The 26,499-nt window shown below is 36.1% G+C and carries 22 protein-coding genes; 8 read left to right on the top strand and 14 right to left on the bottom strand.

All coding sequences use genetic code 11. From position 1 onward, the window contains the following. Positions 1-23: 23 nt before the first annotated feature. The 8 genes from CHB66_RS12875 to CHB66_RS12840 all read right to left on the bottom strand — a co-directional run bounded on the left by CHB66_RS12875 (position 24) and on the right by CHB66_RS12840 (position 12,532). Entirely contained in the window at positions 24-2,102 is a 2,079-nt protein-coding gene (locus CHB66_RS12875) for a hypothetical protein (RefSeq protein ID WP_089241595.1), read from the bottom strand. Positions 2,103-2,119: 17 nt separating this feature from the next. After that, entirely contained in the window at positions 2,120-3,352 is a 1,233-nt protein-coding gene (locus CHB66_RS12870; protein WP_141107403.1) for a hypothetical protein, read from the bottom strand. A 58-nt stretch (positions 3,353-3,410) separates the two neighbouring features. Next, positions 3,411-5,483, bottom strand: coding sequence for a hypothetical protein (locus CHB66_RS12865; RefSeq protein WP_089241591.1), 2,073 nt, complete (start codon positions 5,481-5,483; stop codon positions 3,411-3,413). Positions 5,484-5,488: 5 nt separating this feature from the next. Continuing rightward, entirely contained in the window at positions 5,489-6,679 is a 1,191-nt protein-coding gene (locus CHB66_RS12860) for a hypothetical protein (protein WP_089241589.1), read from the bottom strand. Positions 6,680-6,685: 6 nt separating this feature from the next. After that, entirely contained in the window at positions 6,686-8,701 is a 2,016-nt protein-coding gene (locus CHB66_RS12855) for a Kelch repeat-containing protein (RefSeq protein WP_089241587.1), read from the bottom strand. Continuing rightward, entirely contained in the window at positions 8,698-9,939 is a 1,242-nt protein-coding gene (locus CHB66_RS12850; RefSeq protein WP_089241585.1) for a hypothetical protein, read from the bottom strand. Before CHB66_RS12850 ends, CHB66_RS12855 begins: the two co-directional genes overlap by 4 nt. Positions 9,940-10,042: 103 nt before the next feature. After that, entirely contained in the window at positions 10,043-11,362 is a 1,320-nt protein-coding gene (gene rseP / locus CHB66_RS12845; protein WP_089241583.1) for an RIP metalloprotease RseP, read from the bottom strand. A gap of 3 nt (positions 11,363-11,365) precedes the next feature. After that, entirely contained in the window at positions 11,366-12,532 is a 1,167-nt protein-coding gene (locus CHB66_RS12840) for a 1-deoxy-D-xylulose-5-phosphate reductoisomerase (protein ID WP_089241581.1), read from the bottom strand. 207 nt (positions 12,533-12,739) lie between these two features. Here CHB66_RS12840 and CHB66_RS12830 point away from each other — a divergent pair, with 207 nt between their 5' ends. From CHB66_RS12830 to CHB66_RS12805, 6 genes are all read left to right on the top strand, one after another. Then, positions 12,740-14,179, top strand: coding sequence for a S1C family serine protease (locus CHB66_RS12830; protein ID WP_089241577.1), 1,440 nt, complete (start codon positions 12,740-12,742; stop codon positions 14,177-14,179). Between the two features lie 45 nt (positions 14,180-14,224). Then, the gene (locus CHB66_RS12825; RefSeq protein WP_089241575.1) at positions 14,225-14,644 is read left to right on the top strand and encodes a nucleotidyltransferase substrate binding protein; all 420 of its coding nucleotides are present in this window, start codon (positions 14,225-14,227) and stop codon (positions 14,642-14,644) included. A gap of 104 nt (positions 14,645-14,748) precedes the next feature. Then, complete coding sequence (locus CHB66_RS12820; protein ID WP_089241729.1) at positions 14,749-16,029, top strand: LVIVD repeat-containing protein; 1,281 nt, start codon at positions 14,749-14,751, stop codon at positions 16,027-16,029. Then, positions 16,029-16,628 carry a hypothetical protein gene (locus CHB66_RS12815; RefSeq protein WP_089241573.1) on the top strand — a complete coding sequence of 200 codons (600 nt, stop codon included), beginning with the start codon at positions 16,029-16,031 and terminating at the stop codon, positions 16,626-16,628. The genes CHB66_RS12820 and CHB66_RS12815 overlap by 1 nt, the downstream gene beginning before the upstream one ends. Before the next feature lie 46 nt (positions 16,629-16,674). Continuing rightward, a complete protein-coding gene (locus tag CHB66_RS12810) occupies positions 16,675-17,388 on the top strand; it encodes an ABC transporter ATP-binding protein (RefSeq protein WP_089241571.1) in 714 nt (237 codons plus the stop codon). Then, positions 17,381-19,045: a putative ABC exporter domain-containing protein gene (locus CHB66_RS12805; protein WP_089241569.1), complete on the top strand. Its 1,665-nt coding sequence runs from the start codon at positions 17,381-17,383 to the stop codon at positions 19,043-19,045. Before CHB66_RS12810 ends, CHB66_RS12805 begins: the two co-directional genes overlap by 8 nt. Before the next feature lie 58 nt (positions 19,046-19,103). Here CHB66_RS12805 and vapC read toward each other — a convergent pair whose 3' ends face one another. The 5 genes from vapC to CHB66_RS12780 form a co-directional block, all read right to left on the bottom strand. Continuing rightward, a complete protein-coding gene (vapC, locus tag CHB66_RS12800; protein WP_089241567.1) occupies positions 19,104-19,508 on the bottom strand; it encodes a type II toxin-antitoxin system VapC family toxin in 405 nt (134 codons plus the stop codon). Between the two features lies 1 nt (position 19,509). Next, the gene (locus CHB66_RS12795; protein WP_076502244.1) at positions 19,510-19,701 is read right to left on the bottom strand and encodes a type II toxin-antitoxin system VapB family antitoxin; all 192 of its coding nucleotides are present in this window, start codon (positions 19,699-19,701) and stop codon (positions 19,510-19,512) included. 128 nt (positions 19,702-19,829) lie between these two features. Further along, complete coding sequence (locus tag CHB66_RS12790; RefSeq protein ID WP_089241565.1) at positions 19,830-20,375, bottom strand: hypothetical protein; 546 nt, start codon at positions 20,373-20,375, stop codon at positions 19,830-19,832. Beyond that, positions 20,372-21,415, bottom strand: a complete 1,044-nt coding sequence (locus CHB66_RS12785; protein ID WP_089241563.1) for a BF3164 family lipoprotein — start codon at positions 21,413-21,415, stop codon at positions 20,372-20,374. Before CHB66_RS12785 ends, CHB66_RS12790 begins: the two co-directional genes overlap by 4 nt. A gap of 80 nt (positions 21,416-21,495) precedes the next feature. Next, entirely contained in the window at positions 21,496-21,819 is a 324-nt protein-coding gene (locus CHB66_RS12780; RefSeq protein ID WP_089241561.1) for a hypothetical protein, read from the bottom strand. 267 nt (positions 21,820-22,086) lie between these two features. Here CHB66_RS12780 and CHB66_RS12775 point away from each other — a divergent pair, with 267 nt between their 5' ends. After that, positions 22,087-23,454, top strand: coding sequence for a pyridoxal-phosphate dependent enzyme (locus CHB66_RS12775; RefSeq protein ID WP_089241559.1), 1,368 nt, complete (start codon positions 22,087-22,089; stop codon positions 23,452-23,454). A gap of 129 nt (positions 23,455-23,583) precedes the next feature. After that, on the top strand, positions 23,584-24,471 hold the full coding sequence (locus CHB66_RS12770) for a flavin reductase family protein (protein ID WP_089241557.1): 888 nt from the start codon (positions 23,584-23,586) through the stop codon (positions 24,469-24,471). Between the two features lie 264 nt (positions 24,472-24,735). On the opposite strand, the gene sppA is transcribed toward CHB66_RS12770, so the two are convergent. Further along, positions 24,736-26,496, bottom strand: coding sequence for a signal peptide peptidase SppA (sppA, locus tag CHB66_RS12765; protein ID WP_089241555.1), 1,761 nt, complete (start codon positions 26,494-26,496; stop codon positions 24,736-24,738). Positions 26,497-26,499: the final 3 nt, after the last annotated feature.

Here is a 26,499-nt window from a genome sequence, read left to right as displayed (position 1 = left end):
AAGCTTATTTTATTGGCAATTTGTCAGGGGAGATCAATATAGAAGTAATCAAACTCAGTAAAATATTTATCATTGTGGAAGTATATAAATTTCTGGTCATTGTTAAAAATCATTTTTTTATTTATCTGTGATTGAAACTGTGTTGATTGACTTTCATAGAATTTGACTTGTTTAGAAATTTTATCTAAAGTATTTACCCCTGAATTAGCCATGTAAACAATCTCCGAATCTGTTTCTATAAAAGCATAGCATTGAGTGTTTTGAATCGGAAAAATAGACTCTTGCACCCACTGTTCTAAGTTTTCATTGAATCTTAGAACTTTCATTCCAGATATATCTTGCTCTAAAACTGAATTTTTATTATCCTTTTTGTTAACTATTTCAAAAACAGGAGATGAGGTATCAAAGTTTACATCAGATAATTTTTCCCAAGTTTCATTTGAAAAATTAAATCTCCACCTATCATTTGTAACTTCTCCAAGTATCCCCATTTCCTCCCATAATTGACCCCCCTCCAAATAAAGATATTGATCCGTTGAAAACACTCTTCTTGGCTGGTATAAATTAATAGGGAGGCGAGGAAGTATTGTTGTTGTTCTAGAACCTAAATCAATTTTTAAAAAGTAGGGATTAGATTCATTATAGGAATAGAATGAAACAAAGACAATATTTTCACTGTGCTGAAGGTTAAATATGTTTTCAGTACCATATTGTAAGTATTCATTATTTGTATCAAATAGATCTGAGGAAATTCTTTCAATCATTTGACTTGATTTGGTGTCAAATTCAAGTATAGACCCATACAATGTAAAAATATTTCTTGACTTTAATCCTTGAAATGATTTTGCAATATTAAGTAAATTATATGTATTGTTAAATGCTGCCTCGGGTTGCTGAATCTGTATATCTGGAAGAGTTTGTTCAATTAGAACCGAATTTTTAAATTTATGACTCAAACTAGAAATGGTAAGTTCATTAAACCTCCCGAATAAAGGAGTGTTTTGTTTTAAAAATATTTTATTTATTTCTGGCTGTTTCGCATATGTGAATATGTTACTATTTTCCCCATTAATTTGAATTATTTCGTTAAAATTATTTGTTAAAGTATTATTAAAATTTTTACCAAATATTTCATAAATTTCATTTATTTCGTTACTTACAGCTAGTTTTTGACCTGGATTTATTTCTGTTGGATTTATTTTGATTATTTTTTGATTATCAAATTTTATTCCTCTAATTATTAAATCAATAGTAGGTTCTAATGAAGTAAATAATCCATCTAATTTAAAAGTAATTAAACTATCGTTGTTACTTATCAAAGATTCAAAATCTCTTGGACTCCGTTCTGGACTTTGAATTGAAATTTTTTCTGATAATAGGTATTTCCCTTTGATTAATACAGTATCGCTATAGTTGTAAGATTTCAAGTCTTCAGAAAGTATCGGTTTTATGATATCTAAAGGAAAAAATGCATTTAAAGTTTTATTTGCTACTTTGATAATAAAATTGTAACTGGTTTTGTCTGAATCAAATGGTCCTGGTAAAATGAATTTGAAGGAATTGCTATTTATCTCAACAATCTTTGCTTTTTTATCTGAAACAGTTACTTCATAAGATTGGATCAGCTTACTTAAGTTTGAAGCAAAAACAGTTATTGTATCTCCAAAGTAAATTGGACTCGGTATTTCGATATTTTCAAAAACAAAACCACTACTTCCTTCACTTTGAAATCTTACAGGTTCAGAATACACATAACCGTCTGCGGTTCGCATATATGCAGCTACATTATAAAAAAGTCCTCTTTCCATAGAATGAGTGGCTTTTGCTGAAAATGTTTTTCCTGGTTCACCTTCAATTTTAACAACTTCACCATTCCCAATTCTGGGAATTGTATTACTGCCGGCATACAAAAAACCATGTTCTAAAACTGGTAAACTACCTAATATATAAACATCAGCCGCGAATTCTACTCCATTTTCATCTATGTCTTGAATATAAGAAATACTGAATTGGGGGTTAGGTATTTCTATTTCAACTGCCTCTTGGCAGGAAAAAATACCTAGGAGATGGATAATAATGAATATAAATAAATAATTTTTCATGTTGTCTTAATCTAATCTTAGAATGAAAAACCAACGAGAAGTTGAGTCAAAAGCTGATTGTAAGTGCCTTTTCTATTTGTAAAATCAATACTTTCTGATTCATATACGTGTGAAATAATCAATTCAGTAAATACGTTTGATTTTTCTTTTATTTTATAATTAAATCCTAGTTTGAAGCTTGGCGACAACGTAGTTGCTCTTATACTGTTCCAAGATCTTTCGGTGAGAATTGAAAGGTTTTCACTTTTAATTTGGGAATCTACAATAGAAAAGGAAGAATCAGTTGTATGAAATTGGAAAATCCCTCCTAGCCCAGCATAAGTATTAAGTTTTGAGTTGTTTAAAAAGTTATAGTTTAAAGTAAACGGTGCTCTGAAAGATTGCTTTTTATATTCATGAGATCCTAAAACCCGGGCAGTTTGATCTTCGAATTGGGAAAGAACTTCTGATGACCTTTGGCTGTAGGAAAAAAGAAAATCAACAAACATTTTTTTGGGAACAAACCTGATTTCAGATAATCTTACTCCAACGAAGATTTCAGGACTATTAAATTGGGTTGCGTTGATATTTAATTTTGGATTTATCGGTTTTGACTCATAATTACTTTGGAAATTCATTCCTCCAGCTAAAATGAATGAGATTCTTAATTTGCTTTTCTTGTAGAAGTTTTCTGTGTAATCAAGTTTTTTACATTTGTGATATTTTCTTAATATTTCTATTAGGGTTTCATCACTTAATCGGAAATAATTAAAATCGATTTTGTCGGTAGGGTTACATGATCCTTGAGTTAGAGTACTGATAATACCCAAATTCCTTGTTTTAACTGTATTTTCCTGATTGTTAAACAGCTGCTCTGTTGTAGGCCTCACCAATGGTAAAATTTGACCGGCATTGTTACGTAAATAGTAATTGACGTCTCTCTTAAACAGAGAGATTTCCCCATCAAAAAGGAACTGAATAAATTCACCTTCGGCTATTTCTTTATTTTCTAAAAAAACGAAACCACTTTCAAGACTAAAACTTTTAATATCAGTTGTTGTCAAAGTACTGATTTTACCATCTAAATCCATAAATGTAATTTCAGAGGGACTTTTTCTTGGTTGCCAATTTATACTACCTTCTACAACTTTGCCAGACAGCAATACAATTGACCCCAATTCATAATTTTTATCTTGAGCCGATAAAAATCCAAAGGATATCATAAGTATAAAAAGTGAGATAAAAAATCTCAATCGTGTTCTAATATTCATAATTAAAGATCATTTACTAGGAATTATTCCCCTTTTAATTTTTGATTTTGATGGTCTTTTAAAGGTATTCAAGATCTAATTCCATAAGTATCCTATCATCTAAGTTATAGTAAACTTTTGAGTCAATTGCAAAAGTATAATTATAGTCGAATGAAGTATATATTGGAATTCCAATACTTCTATGAACTATTTTTTCTAATTGCATTTTTTGCATATCAAATATCAAAAGGTACATCATGGAAGTATAAACATATGCTTTTTGATCTATTATTAAAACTTCCGACGACTTTGGAATTCCGATATTACCAAAGTATTCAATTTCAGGTCCCCATTCTTCGGTAGATTCATTTAACTTTTTTAAACTTAATCGACCATATTCATTCCCGTGAAAGGCATAAGACTGAGAATTATACTTAAAACCTATATAAAAATTCTGAGAATCCAGATCAGATATTTTTGACCATTCATTTTTTTCTAAATCCAATACCCAAGATTCATTGAATAGTTTTTGATCTTTTTGAGTAGTTATTGATAATCTTAATTTTCCATTTGAAAAAGCCACTCCATTGATATATTTAATCAGATTCGGAAAATCTTGTAAAGTTGAAAGAGAATTATCTTTTGGGTCAAAAAGATCAAATCTAAATGTATTTTGAGACATGTTGAAGTCAGCAGATCCAATTATTGCCCTACCGTCATCTGTTTTCTTAGTGAATAAATTCCCCAAATCTATGTTTTGGGGTGTACTATGATTAAATGTTAACTTTTTAAATGATTTATCAAAAGGGTAGAACTGATAAAGTAGGTTTTTTGAAAGCGCTAGTACTTTATCTTCGAATTGTAAATACTTGATTCTCCTTTTATCATTAATATCAGTTTTGAGAAGATATTCAGGTAAATTGAGAAATGGCAACGTCGGGTTTAGTAAGGTTAAATTAGCAGAATTTTGTGAAAAAGCACCAAGACTTTTTACAGAAAGCTCAAAGGTTCTATTTAAGATCGGTGCCTTATTTTGGTAATAATTATTGTAAGAGTACATCTCTAATTTTTGATCATCGATATATCTTATTGAAAAGTAATTGCTTGCATCAATTTTTTTGTCAATCCAAATGCTATTTTCCCACTTTTCATTAAAATTAAATCCTTCCAGAGTAAAATATTGGGTAGATAAAATTTTAAAATTTTGATTAGGATTTAGTTCAGAGGGGTTTAGTTTGAAAAGATTTTCAGCCAAATAGGTTTTGTTTCTTATGAAGAAATTGACGGTTGGATTTGGGTTTGGAAGCCTAGAAGGTGCTGAAATTTTGATTGTATCTTCACTTTTATAATTCACTGAATAATATATTTGTTCCTCATTTTCATAAGTATATAAATATATAAAATCACTTAGGAGATATTTCCCAGTGATTATAATTTCATCATTGAAATTATAGGTTTGTGGATTTACATTGTTGATCAATGGATCTCTGAATGTAAAAGTTTTACTTACCTGTAATTCTTTATCATCTATCTTAATTTTGAAATTCAACTGATTCATCGTGAATGCAGATTGGAGTTGTAAATAAGATTTTGGGAAGATTGCTTTAAAACCATTTTCTGAAACCTCCAAGGGAAATAGGTCAATCGAATCATCTAATTTAATTCTGTATTTGTCAAAAATTCTACTGAACCCATTCCCATTAAAATGAATAGTATCACCAAAATATAGTGGCTCAGGAATAATCACATCTGTAATTTGAAATCCCAAGCTTCCCTTACTATCGAAGGGTATAGCTTCTGAAAACACATACCCTTTCTCATTTCTAACAAAAGAAACCACATAATATCTTTCACCTTGTCGCAAAGCGTAGTTTGCTTGGCGAGAGAATTTTTTATCCGGTTTTCCAGATGTACTAATAATTTCAGAATTCAAAGGCCTTGGAACTGCCAGAGTAGAATACATGAAGCCATATTCTAGGATTGGCAAATTACCTGTTTCATAAACTTCACAAGTGAATTCCGCTCCGTTTTCATTAATACTTCCAAGCAATGGAGGGCTGAAATTTGGATCGGTAAATGGAAAATCCATTTCTTTCTGGCAAGAAAATAATGTGATTGATGCTACAAATAAATAAATTATAGTTTTTTTCATCAGAGTTAAAAATTTATACCTGTGGTGATTGAAATGAACTGCCTATTGATTTTCCTTTCACTAATCAAATGGGTGATTTGATGATAGCCAATCGTTTGACCTATGACTCCTTCCATAAAGATTTTTCCTTTGTATTCTATTCCTATTTTTCCTATTGGAGAAAGATTTGTTTTCTGAACATCAAGAGTACTAAAATTTTTGATTAATGTGTAACCAGAGTTTTTTTGATACTCGCTTACAACACCTCCCATGCTTTCTCCTGAGTCCATTGAAACCATGGCTCCAAATCCTAAATATGGAACAATACTTTTCCTAGGTATAAACTTATATTCTATTGTAATTGGTAAATTAAACGATTTGGTTTTAAAAGTTTCTCTGGCAATTGAGGTTTGAGAATTATTTTCACCTAAAAGATTGATCTGATTTTCCCCTTGTGTATAGAATAAACCAATATTCATTACAAAGTTTCTGAAGCTGGGCATTGCATTTTGAAGCTTGATTCCTCCGGAAATAATTGGAGCAGTCTGATTTTGCATATCTGATCTCCACAGGATTTGGTTATTGGAAAATGTTTGATGAAATACTCCGAGAGAAGCGTATGGTTTAATAGAAAAAACATAATTGAAATAAGTGGTCTGTTTTTCATTTTCGTAAAAGTGATATTCTCTCAAAATAGTGGCAATAGTGACGTCATCAGTTTTAAATTTTCTAAATGGCATGTTGTTTTTGATATTATATATGCCTCTAGTGAGTAATTCCAATTTATAGTAATTCTCTCTTTTTGAATCTTCATCAACCTGCTCTACCAAAGTTACTTTTGCACCAGAATAGTCAAAAATGATATATTCATTTTTAAATTTATAAACCTTAAATCTACCATCGAAAAGCATTTGAATAAAGCTACTTTCTGAAATTTTTGGCTCAAAGGAGAAATAACTTCCGTCTTTTAATTTAAAACCCATTATTTCATTTGGTCTAAATTCAAAAACCTCTCCATCCTTACTGATAACAGTTATTTCTGTGATATGCTCTCTGTTCTCTATTCTTATTTCTCCCTTGATTTTTTCGTCATTTAACATGTAGACTACTCCTTTTGAATGAAATGAGGTCTGACCTTTTGATTCTCCAAAAACGAAAAAGAGACTGATAATAATAATGTTTAAAATATACCTCATTGATCTATTTAAAGAATTCATGATTACTTATTTTGAAGGGTTAAACTCAATCAATTTCATTTTTCCATTGATTTCCATAGGGTAATAGAAAAAATCACCTAATGCTGAACCAAATTGAAATGGAGAGTTTTGCTCATTTATTTCTAAGCTTATTTTTTCCAGAGAAAGCGTATTCATATTAAGTGAATAGCCTCCCTCAAAAGTCCCGAAATAGACTAAATTTCCAATTGATGAACCCATACTATTTGGATATGGCAAAGAAATAGGAGCAAAACTTTTGATGAAATTCCATTGGTTAGTACCGAAATTAAATTTCATCAATCGCGTATCATTAGAATTAGATCTATACCCTATCAAAGAAAATATCTCTCCATTATGGCTGAAAGAAGGAAAAGCAATATCGGAAATACCCAAATTTATTGCAGAACTTTCCCAGGTATTGTTGATTAAGTTGAATCTTAATAAATCATTTCTTAAAGGGTTCCCGGAAGAGTTATCTATATTTTTAACATGCTGTATGTAAATATAATTACCTAATGAAAAATAAGTGAGTGGTCCTTGGAAGCCTATAGGAATGTCTGGTAAAATTGTTATTGAATTTGTCGTAGGATCATATTCTATAAATTTGTGTGAATAATTTGAGTCTACTTGATCAAAATGAGAAATATATAATTTATCATTAGATTCTAGTATCATGTTGACATAATTAATCTTTTCTGAAAAACTCGGTAATGTTGTTTTGATTGTATATGTCTTGTTTAGTGGATCAATTTCATAAATGTTCCCATCTGCTACATAGTAAATTCTATTCTTAACCTTTCTCGTGAACCTAGAAGCATTGCTTGGTAAATCCATGATAATTGATCGTGGATCTTTGATAGTGATGTTGACTTGATTTTGAGAAAATTGGCCATGTGATATTAATTTAATTGTAATTTCATCATCAGTAAAAGCTTTCATTGGTCTAAACGAAATGTCAAATTCATTTTCTTTGACATCATGAATGTCATATATGACAGCTTCTCTATCAAAAATGAGATAATAGTCTATTGGGAAAAATGTATTGAAATTAGATCCTTTTATTGTGGTTTTCTCATTCGCTTTCAAGTTGATGGATTGACCAAAAATAAACTCAATAGGAGCAAGTATAAAATTGTTTTGGACATCATAAGATTTTTCTCGCACATTTACATTTATAGTGGGGTTTGCAGATGGAAAAAGAGCATGTGGATTAAATGTAATTGTCGAATCTGTAGCTTCTCCAATCATCTGGACTTCAAATGGGTTCCCTTGTACCTTTATGTCTGAATCAAACGATCTTAAATATTTCCCTTTAATTACAATTGGTTCTGAAAGTTTCACAATTCTGTTGGGGCTATATTCAAACTCTGGATCTCTAAGTGATAAAGGATGATCAAATTTCCTATTAAGATTAGAAACACTCACATCAAAGTGAGCAATACCATTATGGGGTAAGTAAATGTTATCTGGAATTAAAACTTCAATGTATTCTTCTGTAACGCTAAGAACCTCAGCAACTTCATTATTTATTTTTACGTTGAATTCTCCCACTTTGTCACTAATATTTTCTCCATAAAGTCTAATTGGGTCATTGTAATATATCTTTTCTTCATGTACTAATTTTTCAAATACAAACCCTCTAGAATCAGTACTCATGTATTCTCGTTGCTGAGATATTATGGTTCCATTTGTGGTAATGAAATATGCAGCCACAAAATAAACTTTACCCGTGGTCAAGAAATAATATGTTTTTATTTCAAAATTATTCTCAACTGGACCAGTTTTTTTAAATAAGATCCCATCTTCTAAGCTATTAATGTGCGAATTACTTAAAGCAAACCCATACTCAAGTACTTCATGCTTGCCTAAGCTAATTACTTCAGCACCAAAAGTTACTCCTTCAGAGTTAGATTCCTGAATATATGCCACACTAAACCTAGGATTTACCAACTCAGGAAGTTTCTCCTCTTCGCAAGACGATAAGAAGACTAAAAACAGCAGAATATTAAAAACCTTCTTCATTTTTTCAATTGTCTAAAAGAGTAACCAATCATGAATGCGGTATTAAATTGGTCAAGATTTGATCTGTTGGCGATATTGATATTAACACTTCTAGGGGTGAAATCCATTATCAATTCAGCCGTAATTCTGCTTCTGTTGTTTTTCATCAATACAGCTCCAATTTTATATCCTAATCCAAGTGTATAGGGAACTGCATCGAATGTTTTGCCTTCGTCAAGTACTGTAAATCCACTTGTAGTCCTGATTCTTTCAGCTATGCCAAATTCTTCTTTGAAAAAATTCACCCTAGTCATTGGTCCTACACCTGCGTACAAATCAAATTTTTGTTTTTTTAACAAAGTGTAATTCACAAACCAATTGCCTGTCAAAGAAAATAAAGAATAATTTGATGTGCCTACATACTGGTAAACATTATCTTCATAAAAGTAGTCCAAGGAGTTGTTTTGGGAGGTTATCCCCAACAAAAAGTCCATAGAAACTCTAGGCTTGCCTCTTAATTCATCTAATCTAACCCCTGTTGTAATAGCAGGAATGGTATTTTTTTGAATGTTTTGTCGCACTGGGACAGATTCTCTTGCATACTTGTACCTTGTGTGAACACCGCCAATTTGTGCATAATAGTTCAATTGAGCCCTAGGCCTGTTGTCAATATAACTTGTAAAAGATGAACCCTGACAGGCTAAGTAAGCTACTAAATAATCGCTTAGGCTTTCATCATTGAGCTGAACCTTGTCTAAGCTTGAGCCTTTGTTAGAACTACAATCACCTTGGGTTACAAAGCTTAAAATAGACAAATGATGCTTGCTGCTTTTTTCTTTCTTGGTAAACTCGCCAATCTCTGACTTTTGTAAAGGAATAATTTTTCCAGATTGATCTTCAATATAAAATCTGCCAAAGAGTTGGTAAAGCTTCAAATTTCCATCAACAATCAACCTGCTGAAAAAACGTTTTGAATCAAAATCTTTTGTGTTAAGGTCTTTGATAACATATTTTTCTTGAAACTCGAATAGAAAACCATCAGCTTCATTTACTGAGTATGATTTTTCAACCCCCTCAGAAATTAGAATGACTGTTTCAGCAGACTTTCTAGGATTGTATCGAATGCTTCCTGATAATACTGAGCCGTCTTTGAGGTAAAGTAGGTCTTTTGTTGGGATTTCTTTTTGTGCTATTGCTAAAAAAGGGATTGTAAATCCTGATAAAAAAATCAGGAAATTGATGGTAAATAGTTTCTTCATATATAGGCTTTAAAACCATTAATTCTAATCAAAAAAATCAAACAAAAAAATAGGTCAATGAAAATTTTCATTGACCTACTAAACTTTTTTATATAAAGTTGGTTTACCCGCCCGTGAACAACTTCAAAATGTCATTTCCTATAGCAAAGACCATCAGTGCCAGCAACATAACCATGCCGACTTTTTGGGCATTCTCCAAGAATTTATCTGAAGGGGTCTTGCCTGAGATCATTTCATAGAGCAAAAATACCACATGACCCCCGTCCAATGCAGGAATTGGCAACAGGTTCATAAATGCGAGAATCATAGATATCAAACCAGTAATACTCCAGAATTTGGTCCAGTCCCATTTATTACCATAGATCTTAGCCATTCCAATTGGCCCAGATACGTTTTTGGTGGAAACTTCTCCGGTAAACATCCTACCCAAAGCCTTGGCATTGATGATCACTACTCCGAAGGCTCTTTCGGTACCTTTGACAATAGATTCCCCAAAACCGAATCTGTTGGTCACTGGTGATAATAAAGGATTGATCTGAATTCCAATGGTACCTTCTTCAGTTACAGCTAGCGTTTTTTCAAAAGTCTCTGTGTTTCTCTGAACTGTGAGCCTTGCCTCTGAGCCTGCCCTTTCTGCAAGATTGCTTTGTAACTCGTTGAAGTAATTGATAGGTTGTCCATCGATAGCTAGGATTCTATCTCCTTTCTGCAATCCTGCTTCTCGTGCTGCACCGCCTTTTGGTGTATCGATGATCTCAAATGGCATCCTGATGCTGACAAACTTAGACATGCTCTCCTCATTAGAGAAAGAATTGATAAATCCTCTTGGGATGTCAATTCGGATGATCTCACCATTTCGCTCTACGGTATAGTATCCATCAGTACTCAAGAGTGCTTCACCGCTGCTAAGGTCACCTAGGCTTTGATAGGGCTGTCCATTGATATCTATGATCTTATCTCCATCCTGAAAACCAATCTGCTGCCCAATTTCATAAGCAACTATACCATGTTCTGCAATTTGTTCTTGAGAATAATAAGTCTCTCCTTTTTGGTAAACCAAAACCACAAAAATCAAAATTCCCGTAATCACATTGACAATGATACCACCAAGCATTACGATCAACCGCTGCCATGCGGGCTTGGAACGAAATTCCCAAGGCTGTGGCTCAGAAGCCATTTGCTCGGTATCCATGCTCTCGTCTACCATACCAGAGATCTTTACAAATCCACCTAGAGGTATCGCTCCGATAGAGTATTCTGTTTCTCCCCACTGAAAACCTATAATTTTTGGAGGAAATCCAATCGAAAACTTCTCCACGCGCATGCCAAACATTTTTGCTGTAAGCAAATGCCCGAGTTCATGCAGTCCTACTAAAATCGATAGCCCCAGTAAAAGCTGAGCTACCATGATCAATGTATCCATTACTTATTTTTTACGCTTAATTAATTCTTTTGTAAATATTCTTGTAAGCCTATCTGTCTCCACAAAATCATCTAGTTTTGGCTGACTAATAAACTTGACTTCATCCAATGCAGCTGCAATAAGGTCTGACATTTCGAGAAATCCAACCTCGTCTCTCAAAAATGCGGCCACAACAATTTCGTTGGCTGCATTGAGTATACATGGTGCATTACCTCCTTTTTCCAATGCGTCAAAGGCTAACCTGAGATTTTGGAATGTCTCCATATCGGGCTGTTCGAAGGTCAAATTAGGATATTTTGCAAAATTGAACCTTGGGAAATCTGACTTGTATCGATCAGGATAGCTCAAGGCAAACTGAATGGGAATACGCATATCAGGTAACCCAAGTTGTGCTTTGATGGATCCGTCTTCAAACTGCACCAAACTATGTACGATGGATTGTGGATGGACGATCACTTCGATCTGCTCAGTTTTCAAACCAAAGAGCCATTTAGCCTCTATGACCTCAAGCCCCTTGTTCATCAATGAAGCTGAATCAATTGTGATCTTAGCTCCCATATCCCAATTAGGGTGTTTGAGGGCTTGCTCTTTAGTAACTGATGCTAGAAATTTCCTATCCTTACCTCTAAATGGCCCACCAGAAGCTGTCAAAATTATCCTTTCAATAGGATTATGAAATTCACCTACCAAGCATTGAAAAATAGCTGAATGTTCTGAATCAACTGGATAGATGTTGACGCCTTTTTCTCTGGCTAGCTTGGTGATTAGTTCACCTGCTACAACCAATGTTTCCTTGTTGGCCAAGGCTATCTGTTTCCCGCTTTCTATGGCTTTGAAGGTAGGAATTAGTCCTGAATAGCCGACCAAAGCAGTCAAGACCACATCAATGCTGTCCATTTCTACTACTTGGCTCAAGGCCTTTTCCCCTGCAAATACTTTGATATCTTGAGGAAGAAGTACTTCTCTTACTTTTTCGTAGTGGGCTTCATTGACGATGACCACACAATTTGGCTTAAACTCCAATGCCTGCTGAATTAGCAGATCGCAGTTGTTTTGTGCAGTCAGTACTTCTACTTCAAATTTGTCCGGATGGGATTTGATGACATCTAAGGTCTGTGTCCCTATGCTCCCTGTGGAACCTAAGATGGCAACTCTTTTTTTATCTGACATGAATATTGGCTTACCTCCAAATGGGTTTATCTCTAAAATTTTTTTCAGGTCATTTTACCAACTGACAAAATTACAAGGATCAGAGACTTTTCCTTGTGATTTCTCAGTCTTTTTGACCTTTGGTACTTTTGGCACGGAAATCGGTAATTTTCTTTATGGATTTCAAACCTTCTTTTTAACTTAGAAATTGAATTTTCGTTAAGCATTATGATGAAAAATATCCAGATAATTTTCCTTGCATTTGTAGCAGGACTTGCAGGCGCCTATGTTTTTGTGGAATTTATTGCTGATAAACCACAATTTCTAAATGAATATGTTCAAAGTGAGTCTTTTGAAAGACAACAAGTCAATTATAACGCTTACGAGGATGAGTCATTACCATCGGCTCCAATTTCTTTTGTAGAGGCATCTGAAGTGAGTACGCCATCAGTAGTATTTATCAAAAACTTTTCTGGATCAGACTACAGACGTTATAGTATTTTTGATTATTTCTTTGGCTCAGGTCCCACCCAGCGTGTAAGTACGGGATCTGGTGTAATTATCAGCAAGGATGGCTATATCATCACCAATAATCATGTGATAGATCGAGCAGAGACCATTGAAGTAGTGCATCAGAAGCGGACTTACAAAGCTGAACTGATAGGAACTGACAAAAATACAGACATTGCTGTACTGAAAATCGAAGCAGCAAATCTTCCTGCTATCAAGCAGGGCAGTAGCAGAGATATGAGAATCGGTGAGTGGGTCATTGCTGTGGGCAATCCGTTTAACCTGACATCAACTGTCACCGCTGGTATTGTTTCTGCCAAAGAACGCCAAATCAACATACTTGGAGGTGATTTTCCGCTGGAATCATTTATTCAAACAGATGCCCCAATCAACCCTGGTAATTCAGGAGGAGCACTTGTCAATACCAAAGGGGAACTGGTAGGAATCAATACTGCCATTCTTTCTAGAACAGGATCATATACAGGATATGGTTTTGCAGTACCAGTAGATATTGCAGTCAAAATCGCCAATGACTTGATCAAATACGGAGAGGTACAGAAGGCGCTGCCTGGTGTGGATGTGGTGGAAATCACCCCAGAATTGGCGGATGAAATGAATCTAAAAACACTCGACGGAGTCATCGTTACCAACGTACTGAGAGGGGGGGCTGCTGAGAAGGCTGGCATTCAAAAAGATGATGTCATTATACAGATTGAAGGCTTCAATGTCGTGGGTAAAGGTAGCTTTGAGGAGGTACTGTCCTACTACTACCCTGGAGATCAGTTGACATTCACCTTCCAGCGAAAAGCAGACAGAAAAACGGCTAAGGTTACCTTGCAAAATCTTGATGGTGGTACGGGAGTACTCAAAAGAGAATTCTATAGTTCCAACATTCTGGGGGCAAGATTAGAATCAGTCAATGCGATAGAGCGAGATAGATTAGGTATAGATTATGGGATAAAAATCTCTGCTTTGACAAGAGGTTACTTGCGAGAATTAGGATTGAATAATGGCTTTGTGCTGACTCAAATCAATGGTGAGGCCGCACGAAATCCTGAAAAGGTGGGGCAGTTTTTGGAAAATTTCTCTGGCCGTCTTCGCCTAGAAGGACTTACACCTAATGGACAGCCTTTCATGCAAAGTTATACGGTAAGGTGATGGATTACCATTAAATTATCGTAAATTGAACAGAAAGAAAAACCTATGAAATCACCAACGCTAACATGTGAAAAGTGCTTGCTTGACTTTCAAGATGCTTTGGAGCAATTGAAGCTGTTTGTTCAAAGTGGAAAATCTAAGGGTTTGGATGCCAGGACAGAAGCTCAGCTTGTGAGAAGCTTTGAGCTGGCACATGAATTGGCGTTGAAGACAATTACAGAGTTTTTTAGACAACAGAAGCATCAAGGGACCTTTTCTGGATCACGAGATATCACTGTAGAAGCTTTCAATGAAGACCTGATCGACGATGGAAAAGGTTGGATGGATATGATCATTTTGAGAATCAAGTATAACCCTATCTATCCGGAAAGTGCTCAGAACGAATTGGTCAGCAGGATACTAAAAGATTTTATAAGTCTATTCGAAAATTTCAATAGAAAAATGACGGCAAGATTAGAAAATTAAAAAAAGTTGCAATGCTTTGTAGCGTTTGATATGTCGTTTGCGTCCTAGGTTTGTATTGCAAAAATAAATGCGTCTTTGAATCATTTTTACCAAACCACATGCTTATGAAAAAGATCAACCAACTACTCGCTAACTGGCCTGCATATATTTTTTCGCTGGCATTATTGTTTACTTTTTCTTCCTGCGAAGATCAGGTTTCAAGCACTTACACTTACAGAGCCATGGTGCCCGTGTACATGCAGATGAGTGATTTCAGAACCAATGAAGCAATCATAGAGCCGGGCAAGCAATTGGAAAACCCCGGCAAAATATACATCTATGGTGATTTTCTATTGATCAATGAACCCCAAAAAGGAATCCACATCCTGGACAATTCCAACCCATCAAATCCGATCAATATCAATTTTATCAAGGTTCCAGGGAACGTAGACATGGCTGTCAATGCCAACATGCTCTATGCGGATAATTACTTGGATTTATTGGTATTTGATATTTCTGATCCTAGAAATATTCAGCAAATCAAGAGGGTAGAGGATGTTTTTCTCAGTATGTATACCAATCAGGCGTCAGGTACTTTCATGACCATGAAGGATACGGTTTTGACTGCTGAGTCAAACTTTATGCGTGGCTGGTGGGGAGGTAATGTATTCTGGAATCGTGGAGGAATGCTTGCCTTCAGTAGTGATGCTTCTCGCGCAGGTGGAGAGAGTTATGGACAAGGTGGCTCTATGGCTAGATTTACCTTGATGAATGCGCACTTATATGCAGTGGATGATTATTCACTGCGTGTTTTTGATGTGAGTACTAAGGAGGAACCTGATTTTCTTAGTACCATCAATTTAGGCTGGGGGATAGAAACAATTTTTCCTTTTCAAAATCGACTTTTCATAGGCTCCAATACGGGGATGCATATCTATGATGCAACAGAGCCAGCATCTCCAAGCAAAATGTCGGTCTACCAACACGTCACAGCCTGCGATCCAGTAGTGGTCAATGAAACCCATGCCTTTGTCACTTTGAGAACAGGCGTCAATTGTAGGTTTGGAGTAGATGAATTGCATGTGCTCAATATTGAAAACTTGTATGAACCCAAATTACTCAAAACCTATCCTATGCAGAATCCGCATGGGCTTGCACTAGCTGGAGATTACCTCTATATCGCTGAGGGAAAACATGGGTTAAAGAGTTTTAATGCTGCTGATATTATGAATATTTCCCAAAATCAGATCGAGCATCTTCGCTCTTTGAAGTCAGTAGATATCATTCCTGGGCCAAAATCCCTGATAGTTATCGGACCTGATGGGGTTTGTCAGTTTGACTATTCCAATCCCGAAAAGCTTGTACAGTTGAGCTGTATCGATGTAAAAAATCCAATCGTCGTTTGATGAAATCTACTTTTCTTCTGTTTGTTCTATTTTTCATTTCGAGCCAATTTTCCTTTTCTCAAAGGGAGATTGGCTCTTATATTCATCATGCTGAGATAGGCGCACTTATTGGGAATGTCAACAAGTCTGATCGCATCAATTTTTCATTTCAGAGTTTTCATGGTGTGCAATTAGACCAGCACAATCAAGTAGGTTTTTTTCTTGGTTTTGATACATACCCCGGTATGAAGCTGATGCCGCTAGGGGCTGGATGGAGACACGAGCTCAATCCTGACAAAAAGTACAGTATTCAGCTGGCATTGGATCTAGGTTATGGCTCTGCTTTCCTCGAAAAGCGCGAGATAGATGGGAACAGAGAGGCTTGGAACGAGGGAGGAGCGATGGTTGCGCCAGGAATAGGTATCAGGAAAAAGTCTAAAAAAGGTCGGTATAGCTATACTTGGATGCTTGGTTTCAGGCAACAACATGCTTCATTTTTTGAAGGCTTCCGTTTAGCAGGAAGTGCGCCCATTGAAGGAGTGCGCCCAGGATTTGAAAGTGTCTTAGAAGAAAGTTACATTTTCAAGAGTCTTTCCCTTCGTTGGGGTATAGTTTTTTGAGGATTTTTAGTTCTATTGATTATCTTGCCAGAAATAAACATGAAAAATGCTGGAAGTAATTGGCTTAGTCAAGAAGTATGGCAAGCAAAACGCTGTCAATGACATCTCGTTTTCTCTCCAAGGTGGAGAAGTAGTAGGTTTGCTCGGTCCGAATGGTGCGGGAAAAAGTACCACAATGAAGTGTATTGTAGGGCTTTTGAGGAAAACTGCCGGGGAAATTTATATTGGTGGGCATGATCACTTAAGTGTGGCTGCCAAGCGATATTTTTCCTATATCCCAGAGACACCCAGCGTCTATGACTTATTGACCGTCCAGGAACACATGCAGTTTATTGCCCAGGCCTATGCAGTGCCGGATTGGAAGCAGAAGTCGGAAGAGCTTTTTGAATACTATGACCTCAATGATAAAAAGGACAAATTGGGTAGAGACCTTTCCAAAGGGATGCGACAGAAGGTTTCAATCTGCTGTGCACTGCTGCCAGATCCACAGTTGCTGTTTTTTGATGAACCCATGATTGGTTTAGATCCCAAAGCAATCAGAAATACCAAGAAAATCTTCAAAGACCTCAAGGCGCAAGGCAAAACCATATTGGTCAGTACTCACTTGATCGATTCAGTGGAAAGCATCGCTGATCGTATAATGATCATGAAAGATGGCAACATCGTCGGCAATGATACTTTGGAGAACCTCAAGCGTCAGATGGTAGAAGCAGGTTATAGTTTAGAGGATTTGTTTTTAGAATTGACAAAGGATGAATGAGTTCAAGCTGCTACTCAGGAAAGATCTTTTTATCCTGATCAATAATATCAAGCTTATCCTTAAGAATCCCTTAAGGTTATTGCCCTATTTATTTGTGGTAGGGTATTTTAGTTTTTTCTATTTCAGAAGGGCCAAAAGATCTTCAGCCTCCATACAAGATGTGGATTTGGAACAGCTTCAAGAGGCAGCAAGTGCCATGGATGCCATTCCAGATGCCAAGCTATATGCCAAACTGGCGATCATAGGAGGACTTACCTTATTAGCTTTCGGTGTCTTACTGTTTCAGTTGTTTAGAGCGACTAAGAAGAATATCAGCTTCTTTTCCATGGCGGATGTCAATATGCTTTTTACTGCTCCAGTGGCACCATCCAGTATATTGGTTTACTACCTGATCAGATCAATCTTGCCGATATTGGGAGGGAGTATTTTATTTATGCTCTATGCAAGTGCACAAGTAGTAGAGCAGTTGGGTTTGGAAGTGATGCAAGTGGTTGTGATGGGTCTGGGATTGGCATTTTTTGTTTTCATCCTTTTCCCGATCAAGTTTCTGATCTATACTTTGCACACCAAGTATGGCATCATGGAGCATATCAAGAGAGGTGTATTTGGATTTGGAGTGATATTGTTGCTGATGATCGTGATACCCGGTGTGATGGCAGATAAGTTTTGGCATGGGATGTTTGCTTGGCTGAGCTCTCCTTGGTTTGATTTCTTTCCATTGGTAGGCTGGAGCAGGGCGATTATACTGTACCCTTCCCATGAGAATCTTTGGTTGGTGGGCGGTTTTTCATTGGTGTACTTGCTGACGTTTTTCATGATCTTACAGGCTGTTTTGCAGCATGCGGGTTACTATTATGAAGATGTGCTGGAGTCGACCAAATCCAATGAAGAGGCAAAGGAAAAAGTAAAAGGCAAAAAAGAAGCTTCAGAATCTGCCATGAGCCTCAATGCCAAAAAGCAGCTGGATATTCCCAATTTTGGATTTGGGGCAAAGGCCTTGTATTGGAGAAATTATGTCCATAGCTCAAGGCAGGATTTCCACCCTTTCTTTGGTTTGTATGGATTAGGTTTTGCTGGACTGGGGATCTTGTTTGCAGCCTTATCTAGGTTTGATTGGTTTTCCCACCATGTAATCTATTTCTATCTATTGATTTTGATATTTATTTATTGGATCGCTGGAATGGGGCGAAACAATGTGGGAGATTTGAAGAAGCCCTATTTTATCCTCATACCGGCATCATGGGGGGCAAAATTTTGGAACCTGATTCGCTTGGACCTGATGCAAACCTTGATTTTCTCTTCGATCCTGATCGTGCCTACCGTATTGATCGCCAAATTGAGTCTTTTGCTGATTCCTGCATTTGTATTGGCGATGCTGATGTTTTATTTGTCGGGATTTGCGATGACTACGGTGACCAATGTGGGTTTTGAAGAAGGTTGGGACAGGAAATTGATCAAACCGGTGATGACAATAGGCGTATTGCTGTTTGGTTTCTTACCAGCTATAGGAAGCGGTCTGTTTGTCTTTATCATCAGCAAGCAGTTTGCTTATGGCATGATTGGGATATGCGTAGGGATGCTGCTAGTCACAGGCGTGATGCTCCATGTGGCCATGGATTTGATCAGCAAGATTGAGTTTAAGGAGCAGGAGGGGTAAATAAGTATGCGAAATTGGAAAAAACTTCTCTTTTTTAATAAATGCAACTCAAATTAACTTAATTTATCTGAAAGCATTCAAATTTAAAGTGCTTGGAAATTGAAATAAAATCCCTGTCTAAATGAAATAGAATAGAGTTAGTTGTAATGGCATACCAAGCGATAAGACAATCATAACTCTTTCTTATTGTAACACCTTTTGACCTTAATACAGCATATATCTTAGCTGCACCTTCAGCAGCCTCAAAAGGATCGGCGTGGATTTGTCTTAATGCATTTAACTTATCCTTCATGTCTAAAAACTCTTTGGGATACTTGATTCCCTGTAAAATCTCTTGGTAGACAGGAGGGCAAATTATCACTTGATCCTTGTGCAATAATTCTTGAACAGCACTGGTAATCTTTTGGTCTTTTCCTCCAAAAAAATTAATCCATACACTTGTATCTATCAATACATTGTCCATTTCAGTCAGTCCTCATGGCATCTAAATCTCCAGACCAATTGACTTTACCAGCCAATTCAGACAGTTCTTTCAACTTAATCATTCGGAGAAATTCCTTCAATGCTAAATCAACTGCCTCACGCTTTGTTTTGATATTAGTTTTTTCTAAAATCTCATCAATGACTTTTTGATCTATTTCTATATTGGTTCTCATAACTTCACTTTTTTATACACAAAAATACGAAAAAATATACACATGTTTGATCTAGTGTCTATAAAGAATAAAGAAGCTAAATATAAAATTAGAATGTACCAATGCGCTTTTTCATTCGAATGTAGGCTTTAAAATTCCCATTCAAAAAGGTCTTTAGCGAAGGAGGAACTTTTAATGGGATTACCTGATTTGATAACTTTTAACCCTTGATCAATCAAGAAGGTATTCACTTCATGGGTCAATAATTTTTCATTCAAGACCCTAAACTCATCCTTGATATCTAAGTAAAAACTTCCTTCTGGAAGTTCTTTATTTTCATTTTCTATGAGGAATTTAAAGAAATAAAAATCATCACTCGCTCTTAAAATAAAGATCATTGGAATGTTTTTTTCTTGAAGTTTTGCTGAATTTTCCAGCCAATAATCAAGCTCATCTATGCAAGTTACACAAGACACATTGATGAACACAACAACGGAAGTTGAATTGATTGCGACAGTTCTTGGAACTTCGCTGAACTCTGATTTGTAGAGCGTTAAGGAATCAGGAAGAGTAAGGACAGTATTTGCCAAACTCTCCCCATTCCTTACTACATTTTCTGTATTGTTTTTAGTATTACAAAACGAGAATGCTAAAACTATAATGATGAAAGGGGTGATTTTCAAACTAGTTTTCATAAATCGATAAATAAAACCTCACTTGTATCTATATCAAAAGCATAAAGTCTTTTATCATCGGGTGAAACAGAAATGGTCATCACATCTCTATCAAGATTGATTTGTTTGATAGGATTACCTTCCCAGTCATAAACATATACATGTCTTCCAAAAAAAGCATTTTCTTCAAAATCTTTTTTTCCTGAGAACAATCCATAGATATATTTTTCAGTAGAGGAAATGTTCATAAAGCAATGTTGGATTTCACCACCTCTCTCAAGGGAATATCTGCCAGAAGCATCTATTTGTAGTGCAAAGAGATTATTTATAAGAGTTGGCAATTTGATTGCAAAACTTTTTTTACTTTCCAAGTTGAAAATTTCAATTTGATCATGCCATCTGTACCCCGATGCAACTTTTGATCCATCGGGGTTTGTTGTTGAAGTGAATTGAAAGAATCGTTTAAGTGTTTCGGTATTTAGATTTTCTGGGATATTCAAGTAGTCTCCAAATTCTTCCCTGATTTCACCATTTGATAAATTGATTATTTGAAATTTTTTATTAGAATTTAAAGAGCCATTTCCGATTAAAGAAGATTTATTTATGATTTTTACTTCATTAAAGTAATTAGGTAATTTTATTTCGCGAACTGATTCATCTGAATTTAATTTTAACTCTATGATTTTCTTCATTGAAAAATCATGAATTGTCATGATTTCATTTTTAATGTTTGTGATTTTAGGCGAAAAAGATTCATATAAACCATTTCCTTTGTTAATCATACTTTTAATTATTTCCTTTTCATTAAAACTAAAAAAATGAATGATTTTATTTTCTTTCGCTTTTATATCAAAAATGTACATTCCGGTGTCAACTTCAAAAAATTCATAAGGTGTACCACCGACATATTCGAAAAGTTGATTAAACTTTTTATCTTCAACAAATGGTAATTCTTTAGATATTTTTGTGTTTTCGTTAATTGAAATTGTTTGTGGAGTCTCTGGATTTCTGCATCCAAAGATAATCAAGGGTATATGTATATAGATATGTTTATATTTCATGATTTATTTTAATTTTTTTAAAAATTATTGTTAAACACAAAAATTTAAGGTGATAATTTGTCACCTTAAATTTTTTTAAATTAATTATACCCGCAATCTGTTGGAGTTTGATCTATAACTGATTTTTCTCTACAATTATAAATGATGTACACCAAGTAAAAACAGTAATCATTAATGTTACCTGTGTAATTGCATCCATGTGCAGGTTTGAGTCCACCATCAAGTTCGGGTGCATCTACTCCATCTTGCGCAAATACAACATTCCCAAAAGTAATTGATTTCAATGCAGGAATCCCATATTTTCCAGATTCGAGATCAATTCCAATATTGAAAAACAGACCAAAAGTAAGCATGCTTACAGCTGCGATTTTCACAGCACGATTGAATAAACTTTGTTTTTTCATGGTTAAAATATTTAGTTATTGAAATTATATTAGTTTTCAATTCTAAAAAAAAACTAAACAAACAAAGTAATTGATATAAATTATGTAAAAAAATCTTTTAATAAGTAAATAATATTTTTTTGTATACCTGTTCAATTTCTAAAGATGATTTTTTACCAATGGAAAATAAGGTTTAATTTCCCAAATAATCTTTTGAAAAATAATTTTCCCAACCGATCCCCTTTAAAATTATTTGTAACTTGCCGTCAAATTAGCAATAGCCATCTTATGATTTATAATTCGATAATTGAAACGATAGGAAATACACCTTTGATTCGTCTGAATAAAGTTAATCAGGGTATTAAAGGTGAGATTTTGGTAAAAGTAGAATACTTCAATCCAGGCAATTCCATGAAAGATAGGATGGCTATCAAAATGGTGGAGGATGCTGAAGCCGCAGGTATCCTCAAGCCAGGAGGCACAATCATCGAAGGGACAAGTGGAAATACAGGAATGGGCCTAGCATTGGCTGCGATTGCTAAAGGATACAAATGTATTTTCACCATGGCTGATAAGCAGTCCAAAGAGAAAATCGATATCCTCAAAGCGGTAGGCGCAGAGGTGATCGTCTGCCCCACGAATGTTTCTCCAGAAGATCCAAGGTCTTATTATTCTGTTGCAAGAAAATTGAATAAAGATATCCCCAATTCTTTTTATCCAAATCAGTATGATAACCTCTCCAACGCACTTGCGCATTATGAGACTACTGGTCCGGAGATTTGGAAAGATACAGCAGGCAAAATCACCCACTACGCAGCAGGTGTAGGTACTGGTGGTTCCATGTGTGGGACAGCCAAATACCTCAAGGAGCAAAACCCAGCAATCATCACAGTAGGAATTGATACCTATGGTTCGGTCTTCAAGAAGTATAAGGAAACAGGCATTTTTGATGAAAATGAAGTTTATCCATACCTGACAGAAGGCATAGGAGAGGATATCCTGCCAAAGAATGTGGATTTTGACATGATCGATCACTTCGTGAAAGTAACAGACAAGGATGCGGCAGTGATGACGAGGAGGCTTTCCCGCGAGGAAGGCTTATTTGTAGGCTGGTCATGTGGCTCGGCAGTGCATGGTGCTTTGGAATATGCCAAGGAAAACCTCAAGGAGGGCGACCGCATGGTCATCATCCTGCCTGATCATGGTACGCGCTACTTAGGGAAGATTTACAATGATGACTGGATGCGCAATCATGGCTTCTTGGAAGACAAGACTTTTGGTACTGCGAGAGATATCATCACCGCGCGCAATGGTGACTATCAGCTTTTGGTCACACAGCAAACTGATACAGTCAAAGCTGCCATTGCACTGATGAATAAGACCAGCGTATCTCAAATCCCTGTTATGGATGGAGATCATGTGGTAGGTTGCCTGACGGACAACAAGCTCTTGAGTAAGATCATAGATAATCCTGACTTGAAAGATGCACCTGTATCGGAAGTGATGGAAGACTCCATGAAGTTTGTTGCTTTGGACAGTACGCTAGATGTGCTTTCTTCTATGGTAGACAAAGAGAAGGCAGTCTTGGTTCGAGATGAAAAGCATCAAATCCATATCATTACCAAGCATGATATCTTGGAAGCGATTACGAAGTAAAAGGAAACGGGTCATTTGACCCGTTTCCTTTTACTTTTTGTTAGATACTTTATGATTCACTTGTATCAAGTTCATCTGATTTGATAAATTTGTTTTTGAGGAGCAATTCTTTAAAAGTGTAATAAGACCATGATCATAGACCCAAAAAACATATCCGCTGCTGCTTTTCAAGCCTACTTGCAAGGAGCAGTGGCGCCGAGACCGATTGCTTTTGCCAGTACCATTGATGCTGAGGGACAAGTGAACCTCAGCCCATTTAGTTTTTTCAATGTGTTCAGTTCCAATCCTCCGATCTTGGTTTTCTCGCCTTCTAGGAGAGTTAGAGACAATACGACTAAGCATACCCTAGAGAATGTTCAAGAAGTCAAAGAAGTGGTGATCAACATCGTGGATTTTGCCATGGTGGAGCAGATGTCCTTGTCCAGCACAGAGTACGACAAAGGGATCAATGAATTTACCAAAGCAGGATTGACAGAAGAGCCCTCCGAAAAAATCCAACCTCCAAGGGTAAAAGAGGCGCCAGTAGCCTTCGAGTGTTTAGTTAAAGACATCATTTCTCTTGGTGACCAGGGAGGAGCGGGGAATTTGATTATTTGTGAGGTGATTTTAGCTAGGGTGGATGATGCTATTTTGGATGCTGATGGAAAAATCGACCCATTCAAATTGGATGCAGTCGCTCGGATGGGAGGAGATTGGTATTGTCGAGCCAATGGGTCCGCTTTGTTTGAAATCCCCAAACCACTTCGGACCAAGGGAATTGGTGTAGATCAAATCCCAGATCAGATCAAAAATAGTCTAGTGCTCACTGGAAACAATCTTGGAAGACTTGGTAATGTAGAGGCACTACCATCAAAGTTTGAAATACTAGAATATGGCGATAGACCAGAGATTGTAGAGATGAAAATCAGGTATCAAAATGATCCAGAAAGCATGGTTTATTTCCTCCATGAGCACGCCAAATCCCTACTCGAAGAAGGCTTAGTGATGGATGCATGGAAAGTACTTTTACAAGATTAGATGTCTATTCGCCGTTAAATGGTCAACATAGTAATTGCGAAAGCAATTCAATATGTGTCTAAAAAACAGAAGCCTGCTTGAAACTTCAAGCAGGCTTTGTAATTTTTATAAATATCATTCTTTTTAATACTTGATATAAATAAAAACAAGGCTAGAATAATTGTCACCGTGGATTTCTGTTGTCTATGGTCCGTCGACCGTCGACAATTATCCTCAAAGATCAGCTACTATACTCTAAAACATACCTCTTCGCGGATAATCCCATTACTTGATAACAATATCAAAAGGCGTCCTATACAATGCTCCTTCATACTTTTTCAATCCCTCCAATTGATGAATAACTGGATAAAGATCTCCGAATTTATTTTTCATATATCGGGACTGTACGTCATTACCCAAGCTAGCTAGCAAGGTTTCAAACCATGGTTTTTGTTGTGGGTAGTACACCACTTTATAGTCATCGGCTACTTCTGCCTTCTGAGCAGCGATAGCTATGGCATCTTCTAGGCTACCTAACAAATCCACTAATCCATTTTCTTTGGCTTGGATGCCTGACCAAACACGTCCTCCTGCCACTTGCAATACTTCTTCCTTGCTCATACCTCTGCCTTCTGCTACTCTTGAGATGAAGGTGTCATAGCCATCTTCGATGGTTTCCTGATAGATGGATTTTTCTATATCTGTAAGCTTTCTCGTCACACTAAGAAAATCTGAAAGCTCTCCAGTTTTAACCACATCAGTAGTGATTCCCATTTTATTTTTCAATAAGCCTTCGGCATTGAACCATAGTCCAAATATTCCAATAGAACCAGTGATGGTGTTTGGCTGAGCAATGATGGTATCTGCTGGAGCGGAGATATAGTATCCTCCAGATGCTGCAAGTTCACTCATGGAAGCAATCAGTGGCTTTTCTTTCTTAGCCTCACCCAGAGCCCTCCAAATCACCTCCGACGCCAAGGCAGAACCTCCAGGGGAATTTACTCTCAGAACAATGGCTTTGACATCTTTGTCATTTTTAGCTTTGTTGATTTCTTGCACGAGTGATTCGGAAGCGATTACGCCATCAGCCTTGCCACTTACGATTTCCCCTTCTGCGATGATGACTGCGATTTTATTTTTGGACAACCTGTTTTTGGCTTTTGCATTTTTATTGATGGTGGTCACATTGATCGTATTGAACTTATCATCCTCTTCTAAGCCTAGTTTTTCTTTGATCAAATTCCTAACTTGATCTTCGTACCAAAGTCCATCTACCAAACCATATTCCAAGGCATCCTTGTTTTTTCGCACCAACATTTTGGAATTGATAACCTTCAAGCTATCATAAGCAATTCCTCTACTCTCTGCCACTTTAGAAATGGCAAAATCATTCAAATCATTGAGAAACGAGGCTGTTTGTAACCTGTTTTCTTCACTCATTTTGTCCAAAAGAAATGGCTCCACCGCACTTTTGAATTCACCTACACGGAATACGACTGGCTCAATTTCCAGTTTTTCGAATAAGCCTTTGAAAAAGATGATTTCACTAGAAAAGCCATTGTACTCAATTCCACCTTGCGGATTGAGATAGACTTCATCGGCTACAGAATTGAGGAAATAGGCACTTTCTGTATAGATTTCATCATAAGCAATGATGAATTTGCCAGTATTTCGAAATGCTTGTAATTCATTTCTAAGCTCTTCCAACATGGACTGACCAGCGAAGAGCATTCCGCTACGTAAGTAGATACCTTTGACATTTTCATTGTCTTTGGCGGTGTTGATGGCTGTTTTCAAATTCATCAAACCGATGGTAGGAGCAGAGCCAAATGGACCGAAAGACGATAAATCGATATCATCATCATTGGTTCTTTCTACAATAGTGCGCCCATTGAGATTCAATACCAAAACAGTATTTTCTTTGATTTTGACATCACTATCAGAAGATGAAGCAATGGCGATAATGCCTGCTAAAATAAAAAAGCTGAGTACAGAGAACACCAATAATCCGACAATAACAGCTAAAACGTTTCCTAGAAATTTCATGAT

Source organism: Belliella buryatensis (genome assembly GCF_900188245.1).
GTDB classification, from domain to species: domain Bacteria; phylum Bacteroidota; class Bacteroidia; order Cytophagales; family Cyclobacteriaceae; genus Belliella; species Belliella buryatensis.
This window is presented reverse-complemented; position numbering and strand designations above follow the sequence as displayed.